Source organism: Winogradskyella forsetii (assembly GCF_013394595.1).
Lineage (GTDB): Bacteria > Bacteroidota > Bacteroidia > Flavobacteriales > Flavobacteriaceae > Winogradskyella > Winogradskyella forsetii.
This window is the reverse complement of record NZ_CP053348.1, coordinates 2,693,183-2,718,502: the sequence shown is the minus strand read 5'-3', so window position 1 is coordinate 2,718,502 and position 25,320 is coordinate 2,693,183. Positions and strand designations below refer to the sequence as shown.

General features: G+C 35.3%; 20 protein-coding genes. 14 read left to right on the top strand and 6 right to left on the bottom strand.

Annotated elements, in window-relative coordinates:
• Positions 1-45 precede the first annotated feature (45 nt).
• Both HM987_RS11775 and HM987_RS11770 read left to right on the top strand, forming a co-directional pair.
• Positions 46-837: a sensor histidine kinase gene (locus tag HM987_RS11775; RefSeq protein ID WP_179008268.1), complete on the top strand. Its 792-nt coding sequence runs from the start codon at positions 46-48 to the stop codon at positions 835-837.
• On the top strand, positions 834-1,745 hold the full coding sequence (locus HM987_RS11770; RefSeq protein WP_179008267.1) for a response regulator: 912 nt from the start codon (positions 834-836) through the stop codon (positions 1,743-1,745). The genes HM987_RS11775 and HM987_RS11770 overlap by 4 nt, the downstream gene beginning before the upstream one ends.
• A gap of 150 nt (positions 1,746-1,895) precedes the next feature.
• Here HM987_RS11770 and HM987_RS11765 read toward each other — a convergent pair whose 3' ends face one another.
• The 5 genes from HM987_RS11765 to HM987_RS11745 all read right to left on the bottom strand — a co-directional run bounded on the left by HM987_RS11765 (position 1,896) and on the right by HM987_RS11745 (position 9,006).
• A complete protein-coding gene (locus HM987_RS11765; protein WP_179008266.1) occupies positions 1,896-2,936 on the bottom strand; it encodes a GMP reductase in 1,041 nt (346 codons plus the stop codon).
• 164 nt (positions 2,937-3,100) lie between these two features.
• Complete coding sequence (locus tag HM987_RS11760) at positions 3,101-4,153, bottom strand: peptidoglycan bridge formation glycyltransferase FemA/FemB family protein (protein ID WP_179008265.1); 1,053 nt, start codon at positions 4,151-4,153, stop codon at positions 3,101-3,103.
• Between the two features lie 160 nt (positions 4,154-4,313).
• Entirely contained in the window at positions 4,314-5,492 is a 1,179-nt protein-coding gene (locus HM987_RS11755) for an acyl-CoA dehydrogenase family protein (RefSeq protein WP_179008264.1), read from the bottom strand.
• Positions 5,493-5,701: 209 nt separating this feature from the next.
• Positions 5,702-6,082 (bottom strand): RidA family protein, encoded by a 381-nt coding sequence (locus tag HM987_RS11750; RefSeq protein WP_179008263.1) that lies wholly within the window; start codon positions 6,080-6,082, stop codon positions 5,702-5,704.
• 143 nt (positions 6,083-6,225) lie between these two features.
• The gene (locus tag HM987_RS11745) at positions 6,226-9,006 is read right to left on the bottom strand and encodes a putative LPS assembly protein LptD (RefSeq protein ID WP_179010037.1); all 2,781 of its coding nucleotides are present in this window, start codon (positions 9,004-9,006) and stop codon (positions 6,226-6,228) included.
• A gap of 110 nt (positions 9,007-9,116) precedes the next feature.
• Between HM987_RS11745 and HM987_RS11740 the strand changes: the two genes are divergently transcribed.
• The 11 genes from HM987_RS11740 to bshA all read left to right on the top strand — a co-directional run bounded on the left by HM987_RS11740 (position 9,117) and on the right by bshA (position 22,712).
• Positions 9,117-10,235, top strand: coding sequence for an N-acetylmuramoyl-L-alanine amidase family protein (locus HM987_RS11740; RefSeq protein WP_179008262.1), 1,119 nt, complete (start codon positions 9,117-9,119; stop codon positions 10,233-10,235).
• 54 nt (positions 10,236-10,289) lie between these two features.
• Positions 10,290-11,237, top strand: coding sequence for an MlaD family protein (locus HM987_RS11735; RefSeq protein WP_179008261.1), 948 nt, complete (start codon positions 10,290-10,292; stop codon positions 11,235-11,237).
• Positions 11,238-11,249: 12 nt separating this feature from the next.
• Entirely contained in the window at positions 11,250-12,563 is a 1,314-nt protein-coding gene (locus tag HM987_RS11730; protein WP_179008260.1) for a (Fe-S)-binding protein, read from the top strand.
• 187 nt (positions 12,564-12,750) lie between these two features.
• Positions 12,751-13,533, top strand: a complete 783-nt coding sequence (locus tag HM987_RS11725) for a (Fe-S)-binding protein (RefSeq protein WP_179008259.1) — start codon at positions 12,751-12,753, stop codon at positions 13,531-13,533.
• 295 nt (positions 13,534-13,828) lie between these two features.
• Positions 13,829-14,350, top strand: a complete 522-nt coding sequence (locus HM987_RS11720; RefSeq protein ID WP_179008258.1) for a PH domain-containing protein — start codon at positions 13,829-13,831, stop codon at positions 14,348-14,350.
• The gene (locus HM987_RS11715) at positions 14,337-15,830 is read left to right on the top strand and encodes a PH domain-containing protein (RefSeq protein WP_179008257.1); all 1,494 of its coding nucleotides are present in this window, start codon (positions 14,337-14,339) and stop codon (positions 15,828-15,830) included. Before HM987_RS11720 ends, HM987_RS11715 begins: the two co-directional genes overlap by 14 nt.
• A gap of 35 nt (positions 15,831-15,865) precedes the next feature.
• Complete coding sequence (locus HM987_RS11710; protein ID WP_179008256.1) at positions 15,866-16,351, top strand: ABC transporter ATPase; 486 nt, start codon at positions 15,866-15,868, stop codon at positions 16,349-16,351.
• Between the two features lie 123 nt (positions 16,352-16,474).
• Positions 16,475-17,698 carry a phosphoserine phosphatase SerB gene (serB, locus tag HM987_RS11705; protein ID WP_179008255.1) on the top strand — a complete coding sequence of 408 codons (1,224 nt, stop codon included), beginning with the start codon at positions 16,475-16,477 and terminating at the stop codon, positions 17,696-17,698.
• A gap of 179 nt (positions 17,699-17,877) precedes the next feature.
• Positions 17,878-18,009 (top strand): hypothetical protein, encoded by a 132-nt coding sequence (locus tag HM987_RS19690; protein WP_256867331.1) that lies wholly within the window; start codon positions 17,878-17,880, stop codon positions 18,007-18,009.
• Between the two features lie 417 nt (positions 18,010-18,426).
• The gene (locus tag HM987_RS11700; RefSeq protein WP_179010035.1) at positions 18,427-21,384 is read left to right on the top strand and encodes a glycoside hydrolase family 3 N-terminal domain-containing protein; all 2,958 of its coding nucleotides are present in this window, start codon (positions 18,427-18,429) and stop codon (positions 21,382-21,384) included.
• A 191-nt stretch (positions 21,385-21,575) separates the two neighbouring features.
• On the top strand, positions 21,576-22,712 hold the full coding sequence (gene bshA, locus HM987_RS11695; RefSeq protein WP_179008254.1) for an N-acetyl-alpha-D-glucosaminyl L-malate synthase BshA: 1,137 nt from the start codon (positions 21,576-21,578) through the stop codon (positions 22,710-22,712).
• Positions 22,713-22,914: 202 nt separating this feature from the next.
• Here the strand turns inward: bshA and HM987_RS11690 are convergent, their stop codons facing one another.
• Positions 22,915-23,436, bottom strand: a complete 522-nt coding sequence (locus tag HM987_RS11690; RefSeq protein ID WP_179008253.1) for a DUF7935 family protein — start codon at positions 23,434-23,436, stop codon at positions 22,915-22,917.
• Positions 23,437-23,565: 129 nt separating this feature from the next.
• On the opposite strand from HM987_RS11690, the gene HM987_RS11685 reads away from it, so the two are divergent.
• The gene (locus tag HM987_RS11685; RefSeq protein WP_179008252.1) at positions 23,566-25,134 is read left to right on the top strand and encodes an AsmA family protein; all 1,569 of its coding nucleotides are present in this window, start codon (positions 23,566-23,568) and stop codon (positions 25,132-25,134) included.
• The last annotated feature ends 186 nt before the right edge of the window (positions 25,135-25,320 follow it).

Below are 25,320 nucleotides of genomic sequence, written 5' to 3'. Positions count from 1 at the left end.
CTCATATAATTAAAATTAGCAAAAATATAAAACAACAGACATACATTGAGTAAAAGAAACAAAAAATACATACCCAAGAAAAAAACAAATCCTGTTGTTTTAAATAAAAGAATCGAAGAATTAAAAAATGAACTTAGATTACACGGAAAAAATATTGATGCAATTTCTAAATCACACGATATACACATCACAATGTTAAGCAATTTTGCTAGACACGATATAAAAAACTCTATCCAAAGCATTGACAGTGTTATAAGTACAAATACTTCTGATGAAATAACAGATGAACATTTAAGCTCGATAAAATTGAATTTAAAAATAATGCGAGAAACTATAGAAAATTTTTCTAAATTAGTTCCTCACAGTGATAAAGACAATTTTTCTTATAGTAGTCTAGTTACAGCAGTTGAGCTTTTAAATAGAGATAATTTCTATGAAAATAAAATTACCCTTATTAAAGAGAATGATTTAGACCAAGAAATATATTTTAGTTTACCTTTTCAGTCTGTTGTTCAAATGACTAATAATATTATTATCAACGCAACGAAAGCCCTTTCAAAAATTGAGACAAAAAGGATAATTAAGTTTTCAGTAGATAAAGACGAAAACTTCTTAAAAATAAGCATTTTTGATAACGGAGAAGAAGTTGAAAAGAAGATTGAGAATAAGATTTTCGATTATGGAATTTCAAACACAGGAGGTTCTGGAATAGGTTTGCACCACGCTAAATACCTATGCGAATTGTATAATGGTTCAATAGAATATTGTCCATTAGAAAATAACGATTACCAAAAATATTTTTTAATATCTTTACCAATAATAAATTCAGAAGAATGAAAAGAAGTGTTTTAATTATAGATGACGTAAAAGTACAAGCTCAAGGGCTTGAAAAAGGTCTTAGAACAAAACTTTCTTCTGAATATGATTTAAAAAGTGTTTATGAAGAACAAGAAATCATCGAATCCATCGAGAATAGATATTTTTCAATAGCAATAGTGGATTTGAGAATGGATGGTTTTGATTTTGATGGTATTGAATTAATAAATAAAATAATAGAGACTAATCCTTTTGCTAAAATTATAATTGTTTCTGCTTTCAAAGGAGAATATTTACTTCAATTAAAAGACCTTTTTATAACTGGAAAAATAATTGATGTTTTAGACAAAGAAGATTATGATGTTTGGATACCAAAACTTTCTGATATAATAGAGAAATATCATCAGGAATCCTTTAAATCACCTGATGAAATAAATAATGCGCTTTTAGAATACTATTCAAATGCTAAAAATGAAACTGACGCATATTCAAAAGGAGAAAAATTCGAGCATTTCGTAAGCCTTTTATTCCAATCTATAGGTTATAATAGCATTAATAAAAGAATAATTGATAAGTCACTTAATGAAGTTGATTTAATAATTAGAAATGAAATAGAGGACCCATTTTTAAATAAATTTGGTAAATACATTTTGATTGAATGTAAAAACAAACCAAAAGACAAAGTAGATAAAAATACTTTTATTGTATTTAGCAGTAAATTAAAACACACAAATGGTCTAGCTGAACTTGGAATAATTGCAACAACAGGTTATTTGACAAGAAATACTTATCTTGAAGCTATTAGAGAATCAAATGATGTCCGAAAAATAATATTTATTTCAAATAAAGAATTCCAAAGACTTATTATGTCAATTAATAAGTTAGAAACTTTTAAAGAAATTATTGACGAACAAGTAAAAGACAATTAAATACTTGTTACTAAAAACGTATATAATTCATTGCTAGTTATAGCTAACTTACGAAAATCCTCGCGGATTTTCTATCTAGTTTTTATTTGATAAATTAGTTGCTTACATACGCTAGGTATCATATAAGATCACTTTAGCAAAACCAAAACCCTACCCACCATAAACCAAATTCTCCTGCTCAGCCACGCGAATAAAAGTCGTACGTTTTGTCAATTCCTTTAAACGTTCCGCACCAACATACGTACAGGTACTTCTTAAGCCGCCTAAAATATCTTGGAGTGTATTTTTAACATCGCCTTTGTAGGGTACTTCAATGGTTTTGCCTTCACTGGCTCGGTATTCGGCAACGCCTCCAACGTATTTGTCCATGGCTGTAGCAGAACTCATCCCATAAAATTGTTTGTATTGTTCACCATTTCGGGTGATGAGTTCGCCACCACTTTCGGTATGGCCAGCAAACATGCCGCCAAGCATTACAAAATCGGCACCAGCACCAAACGCTTTAGCCACATCGCCTGGCGTGGCGCAACCACCATCGCTAATAATATGGCCGCCTAAACCATGCGCTGCATCGGCACATTCTATAATCGCAGAGAGTTGCGGATAGCCCACACCTGTTTTTACTCGTGTGGTACAGACGCTTCCAGGACCAATGCCCACTTTTACAATGTCTGCGCCAGAGAGTAGGAGTTGCTCTACCATTTCGCCAGTCACCACGTTGCCAGCAATAATAACTTTATCGGGATACTGTTCCCGTGTTTGTTGTACAAAGTTGACGAAGTGTTCAGAATAGCCATTGGCCACATCGATACATATAAATTTGAGTTCGGGATGATTATCAAAAACCGCTTTTAGTTTTTTGGTATCGTTTTTTCCAGTGCCCGTGCTGATGGCCATATAATCGGTAATGTTTTTTGGCGCTGCGTTTAAAAACGCATGCCATTGTTCGGTAGAGTAGTGCTTGTGTATGGCGGTGAATAGATGGTGTTCGGCTAAAACGAGCGCCATTTCAAACGTCCCGACCGTATCCATATTGGCAGCCATAATGGGAATACCTTTCCAGTTTACTTTACTATTTAGAAATTTGTAGTCACGCTCTAAGGTCACTTGGGATCTACTTTTTAAGGTAGACCGTTTCGGACGAATCATGACATCTTTAAAGCCTAGTTTTATATCGTGTTCTATGCGCATCGTTGCAGAAAAATTAGTACTTTCAAAAATACGAGTTCTTTAAAAGCAGCGGTACTTTAAATTATAAGATACAGTAATGTTTTATCAACAATTGTTTATGGACTCTAAAGCAATAATTAAAATGACCACAACAATAGGTATATTCTAAAACTTAAAAGATGATTTTAAACCGTATGTGTTTTTACTGGTGCACGATATGCGGGAAAGTAACCATCGTGGAGTTCCTCGGTCTTTATTTCAGTGCCCAAATGATTTTTGGTCAAGGTTTTATAAGCGGCTTCATCCACGACATATTTCCAAACCTTGAAGGTTTCAAAATCCTTGGAAAACCCACTTTTAAACTTGAACAGTGAATCTTCTTCACTTCCAAGTCCACCGCCAAGATTGAAAATGTTATACCCTTCATTAGTGGCTATGATACGCATTTCGTCAATAATCAGTTTTATGGGGTTCAGCTCAAAATATTCCTCACTGAGACCAGATAGGTGGTACTGAACAATGTTTCCGGTTTTCATAAATAATGCGCCAGCAATTATCTCTTGTGATTCATTGTGCTGACACAGCATTAGCTTGGTTTCAAAATCTGAACTTGATAATAAGCGATGGTAATAAGCCGTATCAAAAAAGTAATTATCTGTAGCATCAACACGTTTCATGTTTTCTTCGTACAATTCGATAAAGGTTTGAACATGCTCTTCTACCGTACCTTCAATGACTGTACAAAGTTTGCGCGCCTTGTTGACATAGGTTTTTAAGCGTCTATTATACTTCGCTCTTTGATCTTCAATGGTTTGCGTTAAATCTACATACACGACTTTTCCAAGTGACAAAATGTGGCCTAAACCAGTATGTAGGTCTTCTTGATGTTCTATAAATGGATGCAAGCGTGAGAATACCGAGATAATTTTCTGTGCTTTAAAAAAAGCATTAAGCTCATTGTGAAAGTTGGCTTTGTTAAAATGTGCGTCAATATGTAAAGCTAACAATCCAGCATAGCCATAAACAGATGTGGCATCTTTATAATCGGAATTTTCAATGTCCCTTAATAACAAAGGAAGGACTAAAGTGGTATCGCCCTCTGTGTATTTAATAAGAATGGGAGATTCCCCTTCGGTTTTTGAAAGATGGTGATAATCGTAGGTATGGTAAAAGTCTAAATTTTCAGCCTTAGCCAAAAGTGCACTCCATTCCTGTTTTTCTTTTATAACTGCAATCATTATGATCGTTTTTAATAGCGAATAAATTTTTTAAAACTAAATATTGGACGATGCCAAATTCTTAAACTTCATTTAAAGGGGAAGGGAAACATTTAAAACTTTGGAATTAGCAATGGCTATGTGCAATTCCTGAGCAAGGTGTTCAAAAAAAAAATATAGATTATGTCCTAAACATCGCGCCATTTGGCTTCAGTCCTACATAAGCCATACCTGCTTGGTTCAGCCAATGCGGTTGCACCATACCATGTTGTAATACCGCATGAACATCGCGATGTACGCGTTCAATTTTATACTTGGTATATAACGAGGCCGTACCGGTAACGGCATATATTTCGGAAACTAAAGCTCTAGAAGCTGTTGCTGCTTCAATCGAAGCCGCCCAAACATCAGCCAATTGTATATCTGTGTACGTATTACCTTCAAGGGATTCGTTCCATAAGGTTTCAACAGCATTGTGCAGTTGTGTACGCTTAGATGCTAAAGTAGTCTTGCTTTTGGCTATTGTGCTTTGAACTGAATCTCTGTCTCTTAAATCTGGACTTTTTCCAGGTGTCACACGCTCTAAGCAAAGGCTGATTAATTCATCAGTAGCAGACTTCAATAAGCCTAAGGCTATAGACGCGCAACCAGCAGAATTTAAACAGCCAATTGGTAATCTGTTATAAGCATTGTCAACATGAATGGTGTTTTCAAAATCAATAGCGTATTTTTCTTGTACAAAGGCATCCTTGATTTCTATATCATGACTGCCAGTACCTCTTAGTCCACCAACACTCCAGGTGTCGATGATATTAATGTCTTCTTTAGGAATAAAAAACAATTTCAATTTTGCACCTGGACCCAAGGTTTTCGGTAAATCTTCCGAGGTCACAAGGCAGCGCATTACAAACCAATCCGATAACTCACATCCGGAGACTAATGACCAACGGCCAGAAACGCTATATCCACCATCAACTATTTCGGCAATGCCTTCTGGACGTGCCGAGTTGGCATAGACATCCGAATGATTTTTATAAATTTCCCTCATACTGTCTTCGTCTAAAAAGCGACCGAAAGTACAGGCCAAATGGTTGTTCCAAACACTCCAAGCCACAGCGGCTTCTCCGCTACTTAATATTTCATAAGCCTTTAGAACTTCTACAGGATTGTCTTCCCATCCGCCTAGGAATTTAGGTAATCCCATTCTAAAAAGTCCAGATGCTTTAATTCGATCTACTACGGCAGGCGCAAGTCGTCTTAATTGTTCTGTTTCTTCTCTATGGGAAATTGCTAATTCGTAAATCTCTTGGGCGGCTTCAGTAGGAAGCATTGTTGTGGTTGTTATTGTAGATGTATTCATAAATAAATTTTGTTAGGGTAATATTAAGAGAAGTGATTGATTTTAAAAGAATACAAAGCACACAACTCTTTAAAATTTAAGGCTTTATGTTATAAAGATACTGTTATTACGCCATTAGAAAATAATTAATTGTTCAAATGCAAAAATAATTGATAACGTGAACTTTATAACTGACCGTATTAATACTGATTTTTAGGTAAATCAGGGTGTTATTTAACAGCAATCATACTAATTTCAACATTCACAAATTTCGGTAAGTTAGCAACTTCAACGGTTTCTCTTGCAGGTGCCGTAGCTTCATTAAAGTATTTGCCATACACTTCATTTATTTGTTTAAAGTTATGCATATCACTAATGAATATGGACGTTTTGATCACGTTTTCGAATGTCATGTCGGCAGCTTCCAACACGGCTTTCATGTTTTCCATAACTTGTTTGGTTTCCGTTTTAATATCGTCCAAAACCAATTCCATGGTTTCAGGATGTAAGGCAATTTGCCCAGAAGTGTATAAGGTGTTTCCTGTTAAAACCGCTTGATTGTATGGTCCTATTGGTGCTGGTGCTTTTGTGGTGTGTATTATTTTTTTCATTTTATACTGAACTTGTTTCAGTATCTGTCTTTTGAGAAACTGAAATCTGATTGATTACTCTACGATAACTTCAAATTTAAGATAATTTTCTAGATTTATACACGTCCAATTTCTTGCTTCCAGCTTCAAGCTTCAAACTTATGCTAATTCCCAACCTGCTGATCTGGTCGTCTCCGTTGATCGTACTTCAAATCTTTTAGTAAGCTAGATTTTATCCCGATAAAGAAATTCCATGAACTCCGGTCGCTAAAAGGGATCCAAGAAAAATTCATTCGCCAACTTAATAAATCACGTTCAAAACGGAGTTGTGTATAGGTAAATCCTTGATTTAAAAAATCATAACCAGAAGAGGCACCCACACTCCATCTTGGCGATAAATCGATATCTCCTGAAAACATCAAAGAATGCGATGAAATCTGGTTTTCACGTCTTGTGTTTCCATAATTGGCAGAATATGCCAATCGAAGGCTCCATGGCATTTTATAATTATAGAATTCGTTATTTTCGTCCTTATCATCCTTGTTTTTATCGCTGTCTGAAAGTCGCTTGTCTGCAAAATCTTGGGATTTGCCAAATAAATCATCCGTTCGGCCGCCAGAACGCGCAGATTCTTGAGAAGACGCTTTGTCCTCATCGGATTCCTTCCCAGAAAAGCTATCATTAGATAAGGTGTAGCTCATATTGATGTTAGCAGATGTTAGCCTAAACAAACTTCCGCCATTATTGATATTGTAAGTATTAACCACACTATTATTGCTGTCTAAAGCATAGGGATTCAACGTCATACCAAAATTAATACTCATTTTTTTATTTAAAATTTGAGTACCACCACTCACTCGAACAGGACTCCAATTAAGAGAATCCGCTGCAATATTGTAGGAGGTTGAAAAATTAAGATTGTTTAAAATAAATATTTTTTCAGGCTCTGTTTCGGTAGAATCTTTCGCCCTAATTTTAGCTTCAAGGTTATTACCTAATGAAATCCCAACACTACTGGAATAGTTGTTGCCAGGCCGTCCGTATAGCGAATTTTCGAATCGTGTATATTCAACTTGATCTATCGTGGTGCCATCTGCATCTATGACATCATAGGTTTCGTAATATTGGTCGAATGCCGGACTGATTGAATAACTTAAGGAAGGTCGCATCACATGTCGAATTGCTTTTATCTTTTTATCCTCACCTTTTTCTTCAAAATTGTACATCCCATAAATAGTGGTTCCAACGCTGGCACCTACATTGTAGGTTAAAAAACGGTCAAAACCATTTTGGTCGATCTCCACTTCCTCTTGTTCAGTTTGGTTCCAGAGTTTCTTAACGGTTTTAACGGTCCAAGTTTCTTCGAAATTAGCATTGGTACTCACGCTAAAATGATCAAATACCTTAAAGTTGGTCGTAAGTGGGATACTGTGTCGCATGCCTGTTCTGGCATCATCAAACATTTCATTTTTGCCAAATATAGAATCATTGGTCTGAATGGAATATTCACCTCTGGTGTTTAACTGAAAGTTAATATTATGGATCGCCCCTTTTTTTGTTCCTGTTTTTGGGGCAAAAGGATAAATTCTACCCATGGACATTTGAAATGTAGGTAAGGTTAAATCAATATCTCCCGTATTCGTGTTTTGTCTATGAGAGGCGGTTAAGCTGACATTGACCTCTGGCTCACCAGAAAATGTCTTTGAATAGGACACTGAGGAGGCCAAGGTATTATTTAAAAAGTTGGACTGGTTTAATTGGTTAATCGATTCTTGGAAATACGTACTACTTCCCAAGTTCACGGAAGCTGAAAAGCGTGAACTCGGATTAGCTTTGCCATCTTGGCTATGTGACCATCTTATATTATAAATTGTACTTTGGCTAAAATCAGGGAATCCACGCTCACTACGAAGTAAATTTTCATACCTAAAACTTACATTTCCCCTATATCTATAACGTAGGGAATAATTGTTTTCCAGTCGTAAACCGTAACTGCCGTTGGTGTAATAATCCCCAAGAACAGCCAGATCCAAATAATCGCTAATCGCAAAATAGTAACCACCATTTTGTAAATTGTAACCTCTGTCATTGTCTTCTCCAAAAGAGGGAAATATGATACCAGACGTCTGTTTTTTGGTCATGGGGAAAAACGCAAAAGGCAAGGCAATTGGTGTTGGTACACCATAAATTTCCATGTAAGTCGCGCCGACAATCACCTTTTTATTAGGAACCAATTTCATTTTTGTGGTTACAAATTGGTATTCGGGATCTTCTTCATCTTCAGCCGTAGTAAACTTTCCGTTTTTCATAAAATAAACGGAATCATTTTCTTTTTTCGTGATAGGAGAATACACTTTAAAACCTTGCTGCTCGGTTCTAGAGTTAAAAACTAAGGCTTTCTTGGTTTCCGTATTAAAAACAATGGAGTCTGGCTCAATAACATTCTCGCCTTGTTTAAAAACGGGATGTTGGGAATACCCTGTAGAATCTTTTATCCGACCAGCATATACCAGGTTTTTACTATAATCAATGACAATAACACCTGCCTTAATTTCCATATCCTGATATAGTACTTCGGCTTCGTTATAAAGGTATATTTCTTTCTTCCTTTGATTCAAGGCCACATAATCCGAGGCTCTATAATTGACGATTCCCGCTAAAAGACCTTCTTGTTTGGTGGAGTCTTTTTTGGTGGAGTCAATTTCCTTAATATTTGTCGGTGGTTTTATAATGGAATCAATAACAATTGAATCGACCGCAGCAGCAGTAGAATCTTTCTGTTGTTCAGCAGGAATGGAAGGTTTCTTTTTAGGTAATTCTTGGGCGAAGCTAAAAGTGTTAATAAACACTATAAAACTCATGGTAAAAAGTATGTGTATTCTATTTGTACGCAATCCTTTTAAATGTATTTTTGTAAAAGTATGGCTCGGTTTTTGAAACGCCAAAAGTACAGATATTTTTTGTGAATAATTTATTAAAAACATAAAGTTAAAAAATACTGTTCTTTCGTTGAGTACAGTGTAATAAACCGAGTTTATAAACCGTTAAATTAAATATGCAAACGACACAAAAACCCATAATAGTATTACTCATTCTTTTATTTATAAGTACTTTAACATCTTATGCACCTTTAAGTGCGCAAGATGATAAGTTTGTTGTGGTCTTGGATGCTGGTCATGGCGGTCATGATTCCGGAAATATTGGCAATGGCCATAGCGAAAAAAATATAGCACTTAAAGTAACTTTGGAAGTGGGTAAGGAACTTGCTAAAAATCCAGACATTAAAGTCATTTACACACGCAAGACTGATGTTTTTATTGAGTTGCACGAACGTGCCAATATTGCCAATAAAGCAGATGCTGATTTATTTGTGTCCATCCATTGCAATGCGCATAGCTCACAAGCCAGCGGAACAGAAACTTTTGTCTTAGGGGAAAAGAATACAGGCCGTAACTTTGATGTGGCAAAACGTGAAAATGAAGTGATTTTCTTAGAGGATAATTATAAGGAGAATTATGAAGGTTTTGACCCGAGTTCGCCAGAATCTACAATAGCCATTGGTATTGAACAAGAAGTATATGTGGAGCAAAGTATTGTTTTAGCACGAAAAATAGAAGATAATTTTATAAGTAAAGCCAAACGTAAGAGTCGAGGATTAAAACAAGCGAGTTTATTGGTCATTAGAAACACTTATATGCCTAGTGTTTTGGTTGAAGTTGGTTTTTTGACCAATAAAAGTGAAGGTAGTTATCTCAATACTACAGCTGGACAATCTAAAATGGCAACCGCTATAAAAACGGCGATTTTAGATTATAAGAAAGAATTGGATTTGAATGTTGGAAGTCATATCATTGGTGCTACTCCAGAAATCAAGTTAGACATCGAAGCCGAAGATCCGCCTAGAATTATAGAAGGTGTGACCTTTAAGGTCCAAATTGCAGCCAGCTCCAGGGACTTGGAACCTAAACCCTATAATTTTAAAGGCCTTTCAGATATAACAAGGGATTACACAGGTAAAGTTTATAAATACTTTAGTGGAAAAACTTCAGATTATAACGAAATAATACGACTTCAAGAGGAAGCTAGAAAAGCGTATTCGGGTGCGTTTATTGTGGCTTACAAAGGGGACAAAAGAATAAGTATGTCCGAAGCTTTGAATTCTGATTCAGATTAAAAATTTTATTAATATATTTATTCCTAATTTTGTTTCAAATCAAAAATAAGCCCATTGAAAATTTCAAGAGAAATTAAAACCGCAATACTAGTCTTATCTGGTATCGCCCTTTTTATATTTTTATTTACCTATTTAAAAGGCGAAGATATATTTACAAGCTCAAATACGTTTTATACGGAATTTGATTATAACGGTTTAACGGAATCCTCTCCAGTGACTATTAAAGGTAACAAGATTGGAAAGATAGAAGAGATCAAATACGATTTTGATACCGGTAAGACCTTAGTATCTTTTTCGGTAACTCCCGAGCTAAATTTTTCAAAAAACAGTATAGTTAGGCTTTACCAAACTGGCTTAATGGGAGGTAGTGCATTGGCAATTATTGATGCTGCAGATGGTAATATGGCGCAACCAGGAGATTATATTAAGTCCGAAGTCAAGGAAGGTGTTATATCGTCATTGGGAGAGGATTTCTCTGGTTTAAGTGAAGGATTGGGCACAACGCTTAAATCTGCAGACACTTTAGTGAATAGTTTGAATACCTTAGTTGTCGATGATTCTGAAGATGGTTTAAAAAAGACTATTGCAGAGTTGAATACGACTTTAAGATCTTTTCAGGGTGTTGCATTTGCCGCTAATAATTTAATTAGTAAAAATGATGAAAAAATTGCCTCATTATTAGAAAACTTTGATAAAACAGCTGCAGAGTTATCAATTTTAGTCAAAGGTTTAAACGAAGCTGATCTAGCCAATACCGTTAAGAATCTTGACGAGATGATTCTAAAATTCAATCAATTGGCATCTGGTTTAGAAGCAGGAGAGGGGTCTATCGGTAAATTATTGAAAGACGAATCCCTATATGATAATTTAGAAAATGCTTCAAAAGAATTAGAGCTTTTATTATTGGATATTAAGCTGCATCCTGCACGTTATAGACGTATTTTGTCTAAAAGGGAGATTCCTTATGAGGAACCAACCCAAGAGGAATTAAATAACAACTAGAGCCCTCCAACCATGGAATATTTACCAAATATCATTTTTGCTATAGTTTTAGTCGCTGGTATCAGTTATTTTGCTAAAAATGTAAAAAAGCTAATCCGTAACATTAAGTTAGGTCATAAAGTTGATGCAAGTGATCATACTTCAGAACGTTGGAAAAACGTCGTGAATATTGCTTTGGGACAGAGCAAAATGGTGAAACGACCGGTTTCTGGTTTTCTTCATGTCATTGTTTATGTCGGCTTCGTGATTATCAATATTGAAGTCTTGGAAATTATTATCGATGGTATCTTTGGGACGCATCGCATAGGTCTGTCCATATTACCAGAATCCGTATATGGTTTCTTAATTGGATCGTTTGAAATATTGGCGCTTTTGGTTTTGGTGTCGGTAATTATATTTTGGATTCGTAGAAATATCATTAAAATTAGACGCTTCATGGGTTCAGATTTAAAAGGCTGGCCAAAAAGCGATGGAAATATTATTCTTTATTTTGAAGTGGTGCTCATGATTTTGTTTTTAGTGATGAACGCAACCGATACGTCATTTCAAAATATGGAGGCAGGTAATGTGATTTCACAATTTATAGCACCTTGGTTTGAAGGCTTTTCAGAAGGCACACTGTTCACTATTGAAAGAACCGCTTGGTGGTTACATATTGTTGGTATTCTTGTGTTCTTGAATTATTTGTACTTCTCAAAACATTTACATATTCTTTTGGCATTCCCAAATGTGTATTATGGAAAAGTGGTACCAAAAGGAAAATTCAATAATCTTGATGCTGTTACAGCTGAAGTGAAATTAATGATGGATCCAGATGCGGATCCTTATGCGGCACCTGCGGAGACTGAAGAAGATGAAGTGCCAGCAAAGTTTGGTGCCAGTGATGTGATGGACTTGTCTCAAGTGCAATTGCTAAGTGCTTATACCTGTACTGAATGTGGTCGTTGTACAAGTGAATGTCCTGCGAATTTAACAGGAAAGAAATTATCGCCTCGTAAAATAATGATGGATACACGAGATCGATTGGAAGAGGTCGGAAAAAATATCGATGCCAACAACGGTGAATTCAAGGATGATGGCAAACAACTTTTAGGCGACTATATTACAAACGAAGAACTTTGGGCTTGTACCACCTGTAATGCATGTGTAGAAGCTTGTCCTGTAAGTATTGATCCGCTATCTATTATTATGGATATGCGTCGTTATTTAGTGATGGAGCAAAGTGCCGCACCAATGGAACTGAATAACATGATGACCAACATAGAAAACAACGGAGCACCTTGGCCTTATAACCAAATGGACCGTTTGAAATGGAAGGATGAATAAGAAGTGGAGTTTATGAGTTGAAAAATAGTTTATTAGTTTAAGAAAACGTTTAAAAGTTTAGAGAGCTAAAATAGATTAAGGGTAGTTTTAAACTAAAACCCATAAACCCATAAACCCATAAACCCATAAACCCATAAACCCATAAACCCATAAACCCATAACCCAATAAACCTATAAACATAACAAAATGAGCGAGCAACTAAAAGTGCCAACCATGGCAGAAATGATGGCAGAAGGCAAACAACCGGAAATTTTATTTTGGGTGGGCTCTGCTGGTAGTTATGATGATAGAGCAAAGAAAATCACGAGAGCTTTCGTAAAAATTCTAAACAAAGCAAATGTCAATTTTGCCGTTTTGGGAACAGAAGAAAGCAATACAGGCGATGTGGCAAAACGCGCTGGCAATGAGTTCTTATTTCAGATGCAAGCCGTTATGAATATTGAGGTACTCAATGGTTACGAAGTCAAACGTATTGTGACTTGCGATCCACATTCTTATAATTGTATTAAGAATGAATATCCAGGTCTTGGTGGCAATTATGAAGTGATTCACCACACCCAGTTTATAAAAGATTTGTTAAGCTCTGGTCGTTTAAAGCTAGAAGGAAACACCTATAAAGGAAAACGTATCACATTTCATGATCCCTGTTATTTAGGTAGGGGTAATGGTGTGTATGATGCGCCAAGGGATGTGCTCAAAAAAACCAATGCAACGCTTGTTGAAATGAAACGCCACAAAAGCACAGCTTTATGTTGTGGTGCAGGAGGCGCACAGATGTTTAAGGATGCAGAACCAGGTGATAAGGAAGTCAATGTGCTTAGAACTGAAGACGCACTAGAGACGCAACCACAAATCATCGCTACAGGCTGTCCATATTGCAATACCATGATGACCGATGGTGTTAAGTTTAAAGAAAAAGAAGCAGATATTAAAGTTTTGGATATTGCGGAGCTGATTGCTGATGCCTAATTATTTACAATCTGTACTTAGTTTGGACTGTCAACTTGAGAATTAGTGAAAAATAAAATAATTTTGTTTTGAAGCTACCGAGCGAATGGTATTAGGGTTGTAATTCGGATGGTAAACATGTTATTTTGAGACAGAGACCTTTCTGGTTTTAAAATCTGAAAGGACTGGAAAATTTTAAAATGAAAAGTGGTCCAATGAGAAAGCGTATCGAATTTCTTCCAGATTAGAGCTAATCCGTGATTCCGACGCTTCGGGAGTGTCGAAAAAATAGTCAAACACCTAATCAAAACAACCAATGAACTTCACCAATCTAGAACTACACACCGAAAGCTTACCAAAAGTTGAAGATCTTGATTTAAAATCCATTTCAAAATCCTATTTCAAAATTATAATATTGAATCAATTGGCGCTTTATGCTATTTTAATAGGTTTGGTTTTTGGAGTACGCTATTTTATCGAAAAGGAAGAGGAGGTACAGCTGAATTTAGGCTATATGCTTGCCTTAGTCTTAGGATTTTGTGTTGTAAATTTCATCATTAGTTTTTTAGCTTTTAGAAAACGGAAATATGCCATCCGAGAGCATGATGTGGTGTATTCCAAAGGTTTAATTGTCCATTCCGTAACTACAGTGCCGATGTCCAGGATTCAGCATGTGGAAGAATCCCGAAGTTGGTTGGCACGACATTTCGGGTTGGCAACACTGAAAATTTTTACAGCAGGAGAATCAGGAAGCGATTTAAGCATCAAAGGGTTGCCGCATCTCGAAGCTAAGCAAATTAAGGAAATCATTAGCAATAAGGTTAATGGAAGCAACTGATTTCTCACAACCACAAAGGCAATCTTCTAAAGGCATTATTATCATTTTCGCGTTTAATGCCGTGACGTTTTTTAAAAAGTTCTTTGTGCTTTTTATTGCTTTTGGAATTTCCATAATGAAGAGCAAATCCATTGGAAACGTGACACCAACGATGATGGTTTTAGCATTAATCGCTGTATTGCTCATTATTTTGGTGATTGCCATACTAAAATTCTTGAATTTCAAATTTCATTTGAGTAAAGACGATTTTCATTTAGCGACAGGGATCATTAATAAAGATAATACCATCATTCCGAAGTCAAAAATTCAGAATGTTTATATCAAACAAAATTTTTTACAGCAAGTTATAGACGTAGTTTCCGTAAAAATAGAAACGGCAGGCGATAAAAAATCTGAAATTGAAATCAGCGCCTTAGATAAGCCAACCGCTTTACTGTTAAAAAAGAAGCTATTCCATAAATCAACGGTTGACAATACGCAGATAGAAGACATTGAAGAAAAGAACATATTTTTTAAAGTCACACCAAAACGCCTATTGTTAGAAGGTTTGTCTGAAAATCATTTTAAAAGTTTTCTAATAATTTTTGCGTTTGTTTTCGGACTCTATAGTGAATTTGAACAGTATTCAGAAACTATAAAAGTGGAAGATCACATTGCAGATCTTGTAAGACTCGATGAGGATACATTTTTTAATCTGTTAGTGACTAACGTAGTGATTATTATTGCTGTTGTATTCATTTCGTTTTTATTTTCAGTCGTAAAAACCTTTATCATCAACTTTAATCTTGAAGTTGTGGAACATCAGAAAACGATAGAAATAAACAAAGGGCTTTTCAATAAAGTATCGTTGAGCTTAACGCCAAGTCGTATTCAGAATTTGGTCATTACCACAAATCGGGTAAAGCAGTATTTTAATTTACATAGCCTGTCCGTGAAACAAGCCATGGTAAATGCCAAGCAGCAAAAGAATTTTAAAATTGTCGCTTTAGAAAAGGAGCAGCTCAACTATCTAACAAACAAACTCTTAAAAAATTACATTAACGACGGCGAAACCGCAAAGCCAAGACCTTATTTTATGCGAATTTCGGCAATGAAAATGTTGTTTTTTCTGGTGGTTATCAATGGTATGCTTTTAGGTTTATTCGGCATTGAGTTATTATGGATGAATATTCTTTTAGTTCCCTTGGCGATACTTTATGTTTATTACGCCTATAAAAAAGCGTTTTATAGAATTTCCGACGACTTTGTAACCATTGGAAGTGGCGTCATTGATACCACAACCAATATTCTTGAAATTCATAAAATCCAAGCTGTAAAATTAAAACAGACTATTTTTCAAAAACGAATATATATTACCTCTCTTGTCATTTATACAGCTTCAAAATCGGTAAAGATTCCGTACATCAACGAAAAAGAGGCCTTTAAAATTTACAATTTCTTATTATATAAGGTCGAATCTCAGGATAGAGATTGGATGTAATGTGTTATTTTTGCTTTTAGAAATTATAAAAATTTATGCTAGTCGATTTCAATACCTTACCAGAAGCATCCAGAGTTTGGATTTACCAAGCGAACCGTTCGTTTTCAGACGAAGAATTGGACCAATTGAGAACACAATTAGATACCTTTATTGAAGCTTGGACAGCCCATGGAAAAGATTTAAAAGCCGGTTATAAACTGGTTTATAAACGTTTTATAGTTATTGCTTTAGACCAGCAACTCAATAAGGCGACGGGTTGTTCCATTGATGCGTCGGTAAATTTTATTCAACAATTAGAACAGCAGTATAACGTGGATTTAATGGACAAAATGAACGTCTCTTATAAGCAAGGCGACTTTATTGCGTACAAACCATTGATTGATTTCAAAAAAATGGCACAACAAAAAGCGGTTTCAAAAAATACTATTGTTTTTAATAATCTCGTAACGAATATTGCAGAATTCAATGAAAATTGGGAGGTGCCTGCAAGTGAAAGTTGGCATAGCCGGTTTGTGAAGTAGTTTTGAGTTGAGGGTTTCGAGTTATGAGTTCAGAGTTCATAAATTAACCATCAACAATCGTAAATCCCATCATACTTCAAAAATCGTATATCGTAATTCGTAAATCAAAAATCGTAAATCAAATTGGCAACAGACATTTTCTTATTAAACATATCAGGACAGGATAAACCAGGATTAACCTCAAGTTTAACAGGTGTTTTAGCGGAATACGATGCTAAAGTGTTGGATATCGGACAAGCTAATATTCATGACACCTTGTCTTTAGGAATCATGTTTGAAATTAAAAAAGGCAAGAAATCCTCGGCTGTTCTTAAGGATTTATTGTTTAAGGCTTATGAGCTTGGAATCAAAGCCAAATTCACACCGATATCATTGCAAGATTATGAGAGTTGGGTGGACCAACAAGGGAAAGATCGCTATATCGTTACTATTCTAGGGGAAAAATTAGCAGCTGAACAAATTTCCGAAGTGACTAAAATCATTTCAGAAAAGAATTTAAACATCGACTCCATAAAACGATTGACAGGACGCTTATCGTTGGTAAAAAAAGAAGAGTACCCAAGAGCCTCTATTCAACTGTCTATTCGAGGAAAAATTAGTGATAAAACGGATTTTACAACAAAATTCATGGAAATATCCAAGGAATTGGATGTGGATATTGCGTTTCAAGAAGACACGATGTTTAGACGTAACCGACGTTTAGTTTGCTTTGATATGGATTCTACTCTAATTCAAACCGAAGTTATAGATGAATTGGCAGAACGTGCAGGCGTAGGATCAGAAGTTAAGGCCATTACAGAATCGGCAATGCAAGGTGAGATTGATTTCAATGAAAGTTTTAAACAACGAATGAAACTCTTGGAAGGCTTGAGCGAATCCGTTTTGCAAGAGGTTGCTGAACACCTTCCTATTACAAAAGGTGCCAAAAGATTAATTGATACGCTTCATTATTACGGTTATAAAACGGCAATTCTTTCTGGTGGCTTCACCTATTTTGGGCATTATTTGCAGAAAAAACTAGATATCGATTACGTCTATGCCAACCAATTGGAAATTAAAGATGGCAAATTAACAGGCGGTTATCTTGGTGACATTGTCGATGGCAAGAAAAAAGCCGAATATTTACAACTGTTGGCAGATAATATGCAGATAGATATCAGTCAAACCATTGCAGTTGGAGATGGTGCCAATGATTTGCAAATGCTGAATTTGGCCGGTTTAGGTATTGCGTTTCATGCAAAACCAAAGGTGAAGGATAATGCACAGAGTTCTATTTCGAGTATTGGTTTAGATGGTGTGTTGTATTTGTTGGGCTACCATGATCGCCATATTGATTTGATGTCTTAGGTTGTTCTATTAAAATTTACGGATCTTTTGTTAGAGAATAAATATTGAGATTTACGGAGTTTCGATGGTAGATTTTCATATTATTTTATGTAAGCCTACAGAAAATTAGATTTCAACACCTAAATTCCGACAACGTCGGAATCAACGATTTTCAGAAATAATGAGCAATAAATGTAGTTATGAAAATATCTCTAGGATTGGAATTAAATGGTAAAATTAAACACGCAAATCTTAAAGTATTAGCGAATGGTGCTTTGGCAAATGCGAAGCATTCACGAATTCCATATTATAAAATAAGAATCCATGAGTAATTCCTAATAAATCGTTTTGTCCCGATAGCTATCGGGATTGGTTCGTTTTGCATCAAGGCAAAATGAACATATTAAAAAATGACCTTATTAAATATACATTTACCTGTCGAATGATGTTTATGAAATTTCCGCAATCAACAGAATGTTATTATACAACGTATTATATTGTGTAGGCTACCTTGTCCGACATATTGAATTGTTAGGGAAGGTTGTTCCTGAAAACTTAGTTAACCTAATAATCCAAAAACCATATCAGTACAATCAAAAATCTATCATAAAGTCTTTTTACTTCCTCTTAAATATGCTAATTTGGCACATTATTCGTTATCATCTAATGAACATAAAAATTATTCGAATTTAATCGGTTATTTTAAAGATTATAAGATGAATAAACCTATAAACGATAAAAGATTGTCAATGCGTTACTTTGCCCTTTTTCTTATATGCAGTTACTTCCAAGTTAATTTTGCACAAAATTATGCTGAAAAGCCACTTCAAACTAAAGATTCTATCCAACAGCAGAAATGGGTAGATAATCTCTATAACTCCATGTCGGTTGAAGAAAAAATAGGCCAATTGTTTATGGTTCAAGTGTTTTCGGATAAGGGAAGAGCCCATGAAAATGATATCGCCAAATTAATTACCGATCAGCATATTGGAGGTTTGATCTATTCTAAGGGAGGTCCTGTTCGCCAAGCAAAACTGAATAACGAATTACAGGCGGCTTCTAAAATTCCATTGTTAATAGGCATGGATGCAGAATGGGGTTTGAGCATGCGTTTGGATTCCACTTATGCCTTTCCTTGGAATATGACCCTTGGTGCAATTTCGGATAATAAATTAGTTGAGCAAACCGGAAGACAAATTGGAGAACATTGCAAACGTCTTGGTGTACACTTTAATTTTGCACCAGCCGTAGATATTAATACCAACCCTAAAAACCCCATTATTGGAAACCGATCTTTTGGAGAAGATAGGGATAACGTTACCGAAAAAGGCTTAGCGTTTATGAAAGGTATGCAAAGTGCAGGAACATTGGCGAATGCCAAACATTTCCCTGGGCATGGCGATACTGAGGCAGATTCGCATTTAGAATTGCCAACTGTTAATTTTAGTGCCAAACGAATCGATTCTGTAGAGCTTTATCCTTATAGAAAATTAATAAACGAAGGTCTAGCGAGTGTCATGGTGGCGCATTTGAATGTGCCGAGTTTAGAAGCACGACGTGGATTTCCATCCTCATTATCCAAACATATTGTTACCGATATTTTAAAAGGACAATTAGGCTTTAATGGCTTGATTTTTACAGATGCCTTAACCATGAAAGGTGCTGCAGATTATGTCGAAAAAGGGGTGGATGGCACAGGAACAAAGAGTTTGGTAAAAGGAGGCGAAATAGATTTAATGGCATTTTTAGCAGGAAATGATGTGATGTTGATGTCCGAAGATCCAGAAAAAGGTATCGCTAAATTTGTAGAAGCTTACAAGAACAAGACGATTACTGAAAAACGATTAGCACATTCAGTTAAGAAAATTCTGATGGCTAAGTATAAAGTCGGACTGAATAATTATTCGCCTATCGGCATTTATAATTTGGAAAAGGACTTAAACCGACTTAAAGATGATTTACTCTATGAAGAACTCATGGAAAATGCGATAACGGTTGTAAAAAATACCAATTCATTGTTACCACTTCGTGATCTACAAACTAAGAAAATTGCTTATGTGACCCTTGGCGATGACGATAGTTCCGTCTTTTTGGATGAATTGAAAAAATACACCAAAGTCCATGAGATCAAAGCTGATAAATTGGATGGGATAATTACAAAACTTCAAAATTACAACACAGTCGTTGTTGGTTTTCATAGATCAAATGCCAGTCCTTGGAAAGATTTTGAATTCTCACAAAAGGAAATGGCATGGTTATACGAAATCTCTAGAACCAATAACGTTATCCTAGATGTTTTCGCTAGACCCTATGCGTTAAACGATTTGTTATCTGTTGAAAACATTGAAGGCATCGTCATGAGTTATCAAAACAGTAAGATAGCTCAGGAAAAATCGGCACAGTTGATTTTTGGAGCCATTCCTGCTAAAGGAAAACTGCCAGTTAGCACTGGACAATTTTTTCCGGTAGGTACGGGAGAAATTTATAATTCATTGATGAATTTGAGTTACGGTTTACCAGAACGCGTTGGTATGGATTCTCAATTATTAAGCCGAATAGATTCTGTCGCCAATTATGCTGTTAATGGTAACATGACTCCTGGAATTCAGTTATTGGTCGCGCGAAAAGGAAAAGTGATTTATAATAAGAATTTTGGTTATCACACTTACGCAAAAAAGAATGCAGTCGATTTTGATGATATTTACGATGTGGCTTCGCTGACAAAAATATTGGCAACATTACCTGTTTTAATGGAGCTTGAAGAAAAAGGTTCCTTATCGCTCGATGATAAACTGAGCAAATTAATACCAGATTATAAAAATACGAATAAGAAGAATGTCACTTTAAAGAAAATGTTGTCGCACTATGCGCAGCTTAAACCTTGGATTCCGTTTTATTATGCCACATTGGATACGATGACTCAAAAACCAGATCCTAAATATTATAGAAAAAAACGAACCAAAGGTTTTGAAATAGAGGTGACCAATACGCTTTTTATGCGGAATGATTATAAGGATTCCATTCAGAAAATCATACAGGAAAGTGATTTGCTTTCAAGTTTGCGTTATCGCTATAGTGATTTGCCGTATTATATTTTAAGTGATTATTTGGAAGACTTTTACGATAAGCCCTTAAGTGAAATTACTGAGGATCGCTTTTATAAATCTTTAGGAGCAAATTATACCACTTATAACCCACGAAAAAAGTTCAGCTTAAAGGATATTGTCCCAACAGAAATCGACAATTATTACCGCTATAAAAAAGTGCATGGTTATGTCCACGATATGGGAGCTGCGATGCAAGGAGGCGTAGGCGGCCATGCTGGTATTTTTAGTAATGCCAATGATGTAGCCAAAATAATGCAGATGTATCTGCAAAAAGGCTTTTATGGAGGTAAACGCTACCTTGAGCCTGACACTGTAGATAAGTTCAATTATTGTTATTATTGTAGTAATAATAACCGACGAGGTATAGGATTCGATAAACCACAGTTGGGAGATGAAGGGCCAACATGCGGTTGTCTATCGATGACAAGTTTCGGACATTCAGGCTTTACTGGAACTTATGCTTGGGCAGATCCAGAAGAGGAAATTGTCTACATCTTTTTAGCCAACCGGACTTATCCTCAAGCTGGTAAAAACCTTTTACTCAGAGAGGATATTAGGACTGAGATTCAACGCTTGATTTATGAGGCGATTATAGAATAGAATGCCTAAAGTTATAAGTTAAAAAGGACTTAAAGTTAAATCAATACTTACTCGAAATACCTAATTTTAAAAATTCTAACCTTAATGAATAATTTAGTTGAATAAGTTAGTAAGTGCTTCAGAGCGGTTACGACTATTATGAAAAACTGAAAAGTTAGATTTTTTACACTTTAAATATTTAAAACTTATAGATGAAAATAGGCATAGTTTGTTACCCAACATTTGGTGGAAGTGGCGTCGTAGCTACGGAATTGGGCTTAGAGCTTTCAAAACGTGGGCACGAGATTCATTTTATAACCTACAGTCAACCCGTACGACTAGAATTGTTGAGTAAGAATGTTCATTTTCATGAAGTGCATGTGCCAGAATATCCATTGTTTTTGTATCAGCCTTATGAGTTGGCTTTATCAAGTAAATTAGTGGATATGGTAAAGTTGCATGGTATTGAATTGCTGCATGTACATTACGCCATTCCTCATGCCTATGCAGCATATATGGCCCAACAGATGCTCATGGACGAAGGGGTTTTAATTCCTATTGTAACGACGTTGCATGGCACTGATATTACTTTAGTTGGAAGTCATCCATTTTACAAACCAGCTGTCACTTTCAGTATCAATAAATCTGATGCTGTAACTTCTGTGTCGGCAAGTTTGAAGGAAGACACGATGCGTTTGTTTAATATTAAAAGAGACATCCAGGTCATTCCTAATTTTATAGATTTAGAAAAATATAATCATAATTTTACAGATTGCCAGCGCGAAATGATGGCAGCTAATGATGAACGCATTATAACACATATAAGTAATTTTAGGGAGGTCAAAAGAATTCCTGATGTCATTAAGATTTTTTATAATATCCAAAAAGAATTACCGGCAAAATTGATGATGGTAGGCGAAGGACCTGAAAAAGAAGCTGCAGAGTTATTGGTTGAGGAATTGGGGATTTCCAATCGTGTTGTTTTCTTTGGGAAAAGTCATGAAATAGATCGAATTCTATGTTTTAGTGACCTATTCTTATTGCCATCAAAAACCGAAAGTTTTGGTTTGGCAGCACTTGAGGCCATGGCCAGTAGTGTCCCAGTTATTTCTACCAATACGGGTGGATTGTCTGAAGTAAACGAAGATGGATTTTCAGGTTTTTTAAGTGATGTTGGAGATGTGAAGGAGATGTCTGAAAATGCTGTCAAAATACTTTCAGATGTTGATACATTAAATCAATTCAAAGCCAACGCAAAAGCACAATCCCAAAAATTCGACTTAAGGAATATCGTACCAATGTATGAGGCGATTTATGAGGAAACTTTAAAGTCGTTTATGGTACATTGATTTTTTAGTATTCAGTAATCAGTATTCAGTTCACAGTCTTCAGTTGGCAGTCCACAGTAAAAAGTGTAAAGTAGCAAGAGTAGAGTTTTGAGGAGATGGCTCCTTATACTTAGAGTCTAGGCTTTTAGAATGAGGTGGCTTTCATCTCCAGAATCAATCTTCCAACTTCATTATTCATTATTCATTTTTAATTCTTCATTCTCTACCACATCTCACTAACTTCCTGTTTAATAAAGGAAAGCGCAGCATTGCTGGGTGCAGGTTTATCCATAAGTTCTGTGAGCACCACCTCGCGAAGTTTGTTGGCTGTATCCGTTTTTTCGTTTATGTTGGCTTTTCTAATCAACTGAATAGTGGCGTTTTTTGCGGCTTGCGTTATCGACCAACACTGATCGCTAACATAGATTTGCTGCGATAAATTATGTTCAAATTCTTGCTCAATAGTTGCTATGAGTAGGCTTTCGTAATCTTCTTTACTGGAAGAGGTTGGATGAACCCTTGTCAATAGCTTTGAAGGTGCAATGCGCTCTAAAAAAAGAGCCATGCGCTCGTAAGCTTGTAAACGTAAAGGGAAGGTTTCTTTTTGTAAATCTTTCTGTAAAAGAAAACGTCTTCGGCTGTTTTCATTTTCAATATGTTGCTTAAAGAAATAATAGGCAATTGCGCCAACAACTAGGGCAGGAGCGATATTAAAAATGAGTTCTATGATGTTATCAATATCCATTGCAATTATTTTATTAGGTTAAGATTAATATGTTATTCGTTAACAAATTCACAGGGTTATGCGTAAATTCAGTCACGAATCTGTAAAGTTAATTTATTTTAAAGATTTTGAAAACTTATCGTTGAAACTATGAATCAAAAACAAAAAAAAGTCGGGATTATTATTGCTATAACATTAGCGCTAGTAATACTAATGATTGTTGTAGCAAACCTAATTATAGAAAATAAAATAGCCTCTGCTTTTGAGGATTTACCTGAATCGGTAAAGGTGGATTATGCTTCAATAGATGCCAATGTTTTGACAGGAAATTTAGAATTAGTAACGCCATCAATTACTGTTAATGGCGAAACCACCGATAAAACCATTCTCGATGCGAAACTAAATACCATAAAAATCAATGATATCAGTTATTGGGATTTTATATTTAAGGATAAAATTTCAGTTGAAGAATTAAGAATTGATCAGTTGATAGCAAAATACAAGCATAATCCTGTGGTCCAAAACGACGATTATAAAAGTGGATTTCTAGATAAAATAAAACAAATTATTGATGTCGAAAAAATCAACATTACTAATGCAGACCTTTTAGTGACCAACTTTGATACTGATTCAACAATAATGAGCGTCCCGAAATTGAACTTTGAATTAAATGACCTTCTAATCAATCCAAACGCACCCAAAAAAGTAAAGAAAATTGATTATAAAGATTTCAAATTAACCGCTAAAAACTTGAAATGGGCAATAAACAAATTCGATGAATTATTTGCAGATTCGATACGATTGACCAGTAATAACGCGACTTTTAAAAACTTCAAACTTAAAACTAAATATGACAGAGCTGACTATTCAGCTATTCTAAAAACCGAACGTGATCATTTCTATCTTCATATAAAGGAAGTGAAAATAGCTGATATGGATTTTGGGTTTAGTGATGCAGAACGATTCTTTTTTAAATCAAAAGAAGTCCGTCTGATTGCACCTGAAGCCGAAATATACAGAGATAAACTGGTGGCAGATGACAAAACCTACAAACCTTTATATGGAACAATGTTGAGAAATTTGAATTTTGAATTGGGATTGAATACTGTTGAAATATCAGAAGGAAAAATATCATATTTAGAAAAGGTGAAATCAGATAAAAAAGCAGGAAGACTTGATTTTACAGATATGAACGCTACAATTGAAAACTTAGGAAACACTTATGGCGAAGAGGAAACCGTTATTAACGTAAATACAAGTTTTATGGAAGTTTCGCCTTTGGAAGTCAATTGGAATTTTAAAGTCTCAGATACCACAGATCAGTTTATATTTAAAGCAGATCTTGGTTATGTAAATGCTGCAAAAATGGATCAGTTTACCCAGCCTAATCTTAATATTGATTTTAATGGTGAGTTAAAACAAACGTATTTTACAATTAATGGTAATCCCAGAACTTCACGTGTAGATTTAAAAATGAAATATGACGATTTTGAAGTTGTAATAATGCAAAAAGATGGTAAAGAGAAAAACAAATTTTTATCAACCATAGCCAATTTGTTTGTTTCAAAAGATAGTGAAAGCGATAAAGACACTTACCGTTATGGACATGAGGAAGGTGTGGAACGCGACGTGACAAAATCCGTATTTAATTTTGTATGGATAAATGTGCGGGAAGGTTTGCTTTCTGCAATGACAGGAGATGGTAAGAAAAAGGAATAATTTTAAATCAATTTTAATTTACGTAATCCTATAGGTCTCTTTTTCCGTGAATCCTATATTTATTTTTTGGATAAAAAAATACTATCCTTTTAAATTCAACCTCTTAAAGCGAAGTGGTCTTTTAGGCTTTTCTTTTCAAATTTATCCCTTTTCAATGCGGAAAACTATAAGACAATCCGTAATTTT

Coding starts and splice junctions, on each gene's coding strand:
- HM987_RS11740 (WP_179008262.1), top strand. CDS start 9,117: ATGCAAACGACACAAAAACCCATAATAGTATTACTCATTCTTTTATTT.
- HM987_RS11685 (WP_179008252.1), top strand. CDS start 23,566: ATGAATCAAAAACAAAAAAAAGTCGGGATTATTATTGCTATAACATTA.
- HM987_RS11770 (WP_179008267.1), top strand. CDS start 834: ATGAAAAGAAGTGTTTTAATTATAGATGACGTAAAAGTACAAGCTCAA.
- HM987_RS11750 (WP_179008263.1), bottom strand. CDS start 6,082: ATGAAAAAAATAATACACACCACAAAAGCACCAGCACCAATAGGACCA.
- HM987_RS11760 (WP_179008265.1), bottom strand. CDS start 4,153: ATGATTGCAGTTATAAAAGAAAAACAGGAATGGAGTGCACTTTTGGCT.
- HM987_RS19690 (WP_256867331.1), top strand. CDS start 17,878: ATGAAAATATCTCTAGGATTGGAATTAAATGGTAAAATTAAACACGCA.
- HM987_RS11765 (WP_179008266.1), bottom strand. CDS start 2,936: ATGCGCATAGAACACGATATAAAACTAGGCTTTAAAGATGTCATGATT.
- HM987_RS11700 (WP_179010035.1), top strand. CDS start 18,427: ATGCGTTACTTTGCCCTTTTTCTTATATGCAGTTACTTCCAAGTTAAT.
- HM987_RS11720 (WP_179008258.1), top strand. CDS start 13,829: ATGAACTTCACCAATCTAGAACTACACACCGAAAGCTTACCAAAAGTT.
- HM987_RS11730 (WP_179008260.1), top strand. CDS start 11,250: ATGGAATATTTACCAAATATCATTTTTGCTATAGTTTTAGTCGCTGGT.
- HM987_RS11755 (WP_179008264.1), bottom strand. CDS start 5,492: ATGAATACATCTACAATAACAACCACAACAATGCTTCCTACTGAAGCC.
- HM987_RS11710 (WP_179008256.1), top strand. CDS start 15,866: ATGCTAGTCGATTTCAATACCTTACCAGAAGCATCCAGAGTTTGGATT.
- bshA (WP_179008254.1), top strand. CDS start 21,576: ATGAAAATAGGCATAGTTTGTTACCCAACATTTGGTGGAAGTGGCGTC.
- HM987_RS11690 (WP_179008253.1), bottom strand. CDS start 23,436: ATGGATATTGATAACATCATAGAACTCATTTTTAATATCGCTCCTGCC.
- HM987_RS11725 (WP_179008259.1), top strand. CDS start 12,751: ATGAGCGAGCAACTAAAAGTGCCAACCATGGCAGAAATGATGGCAGAA.
- HM987_RS11715 (WP_179008257.1), top strand. CDS start 14,337: ATGGAAGCAACTGATTTCTCACAACCACAAAGGCAATCTTCTAAAGGC.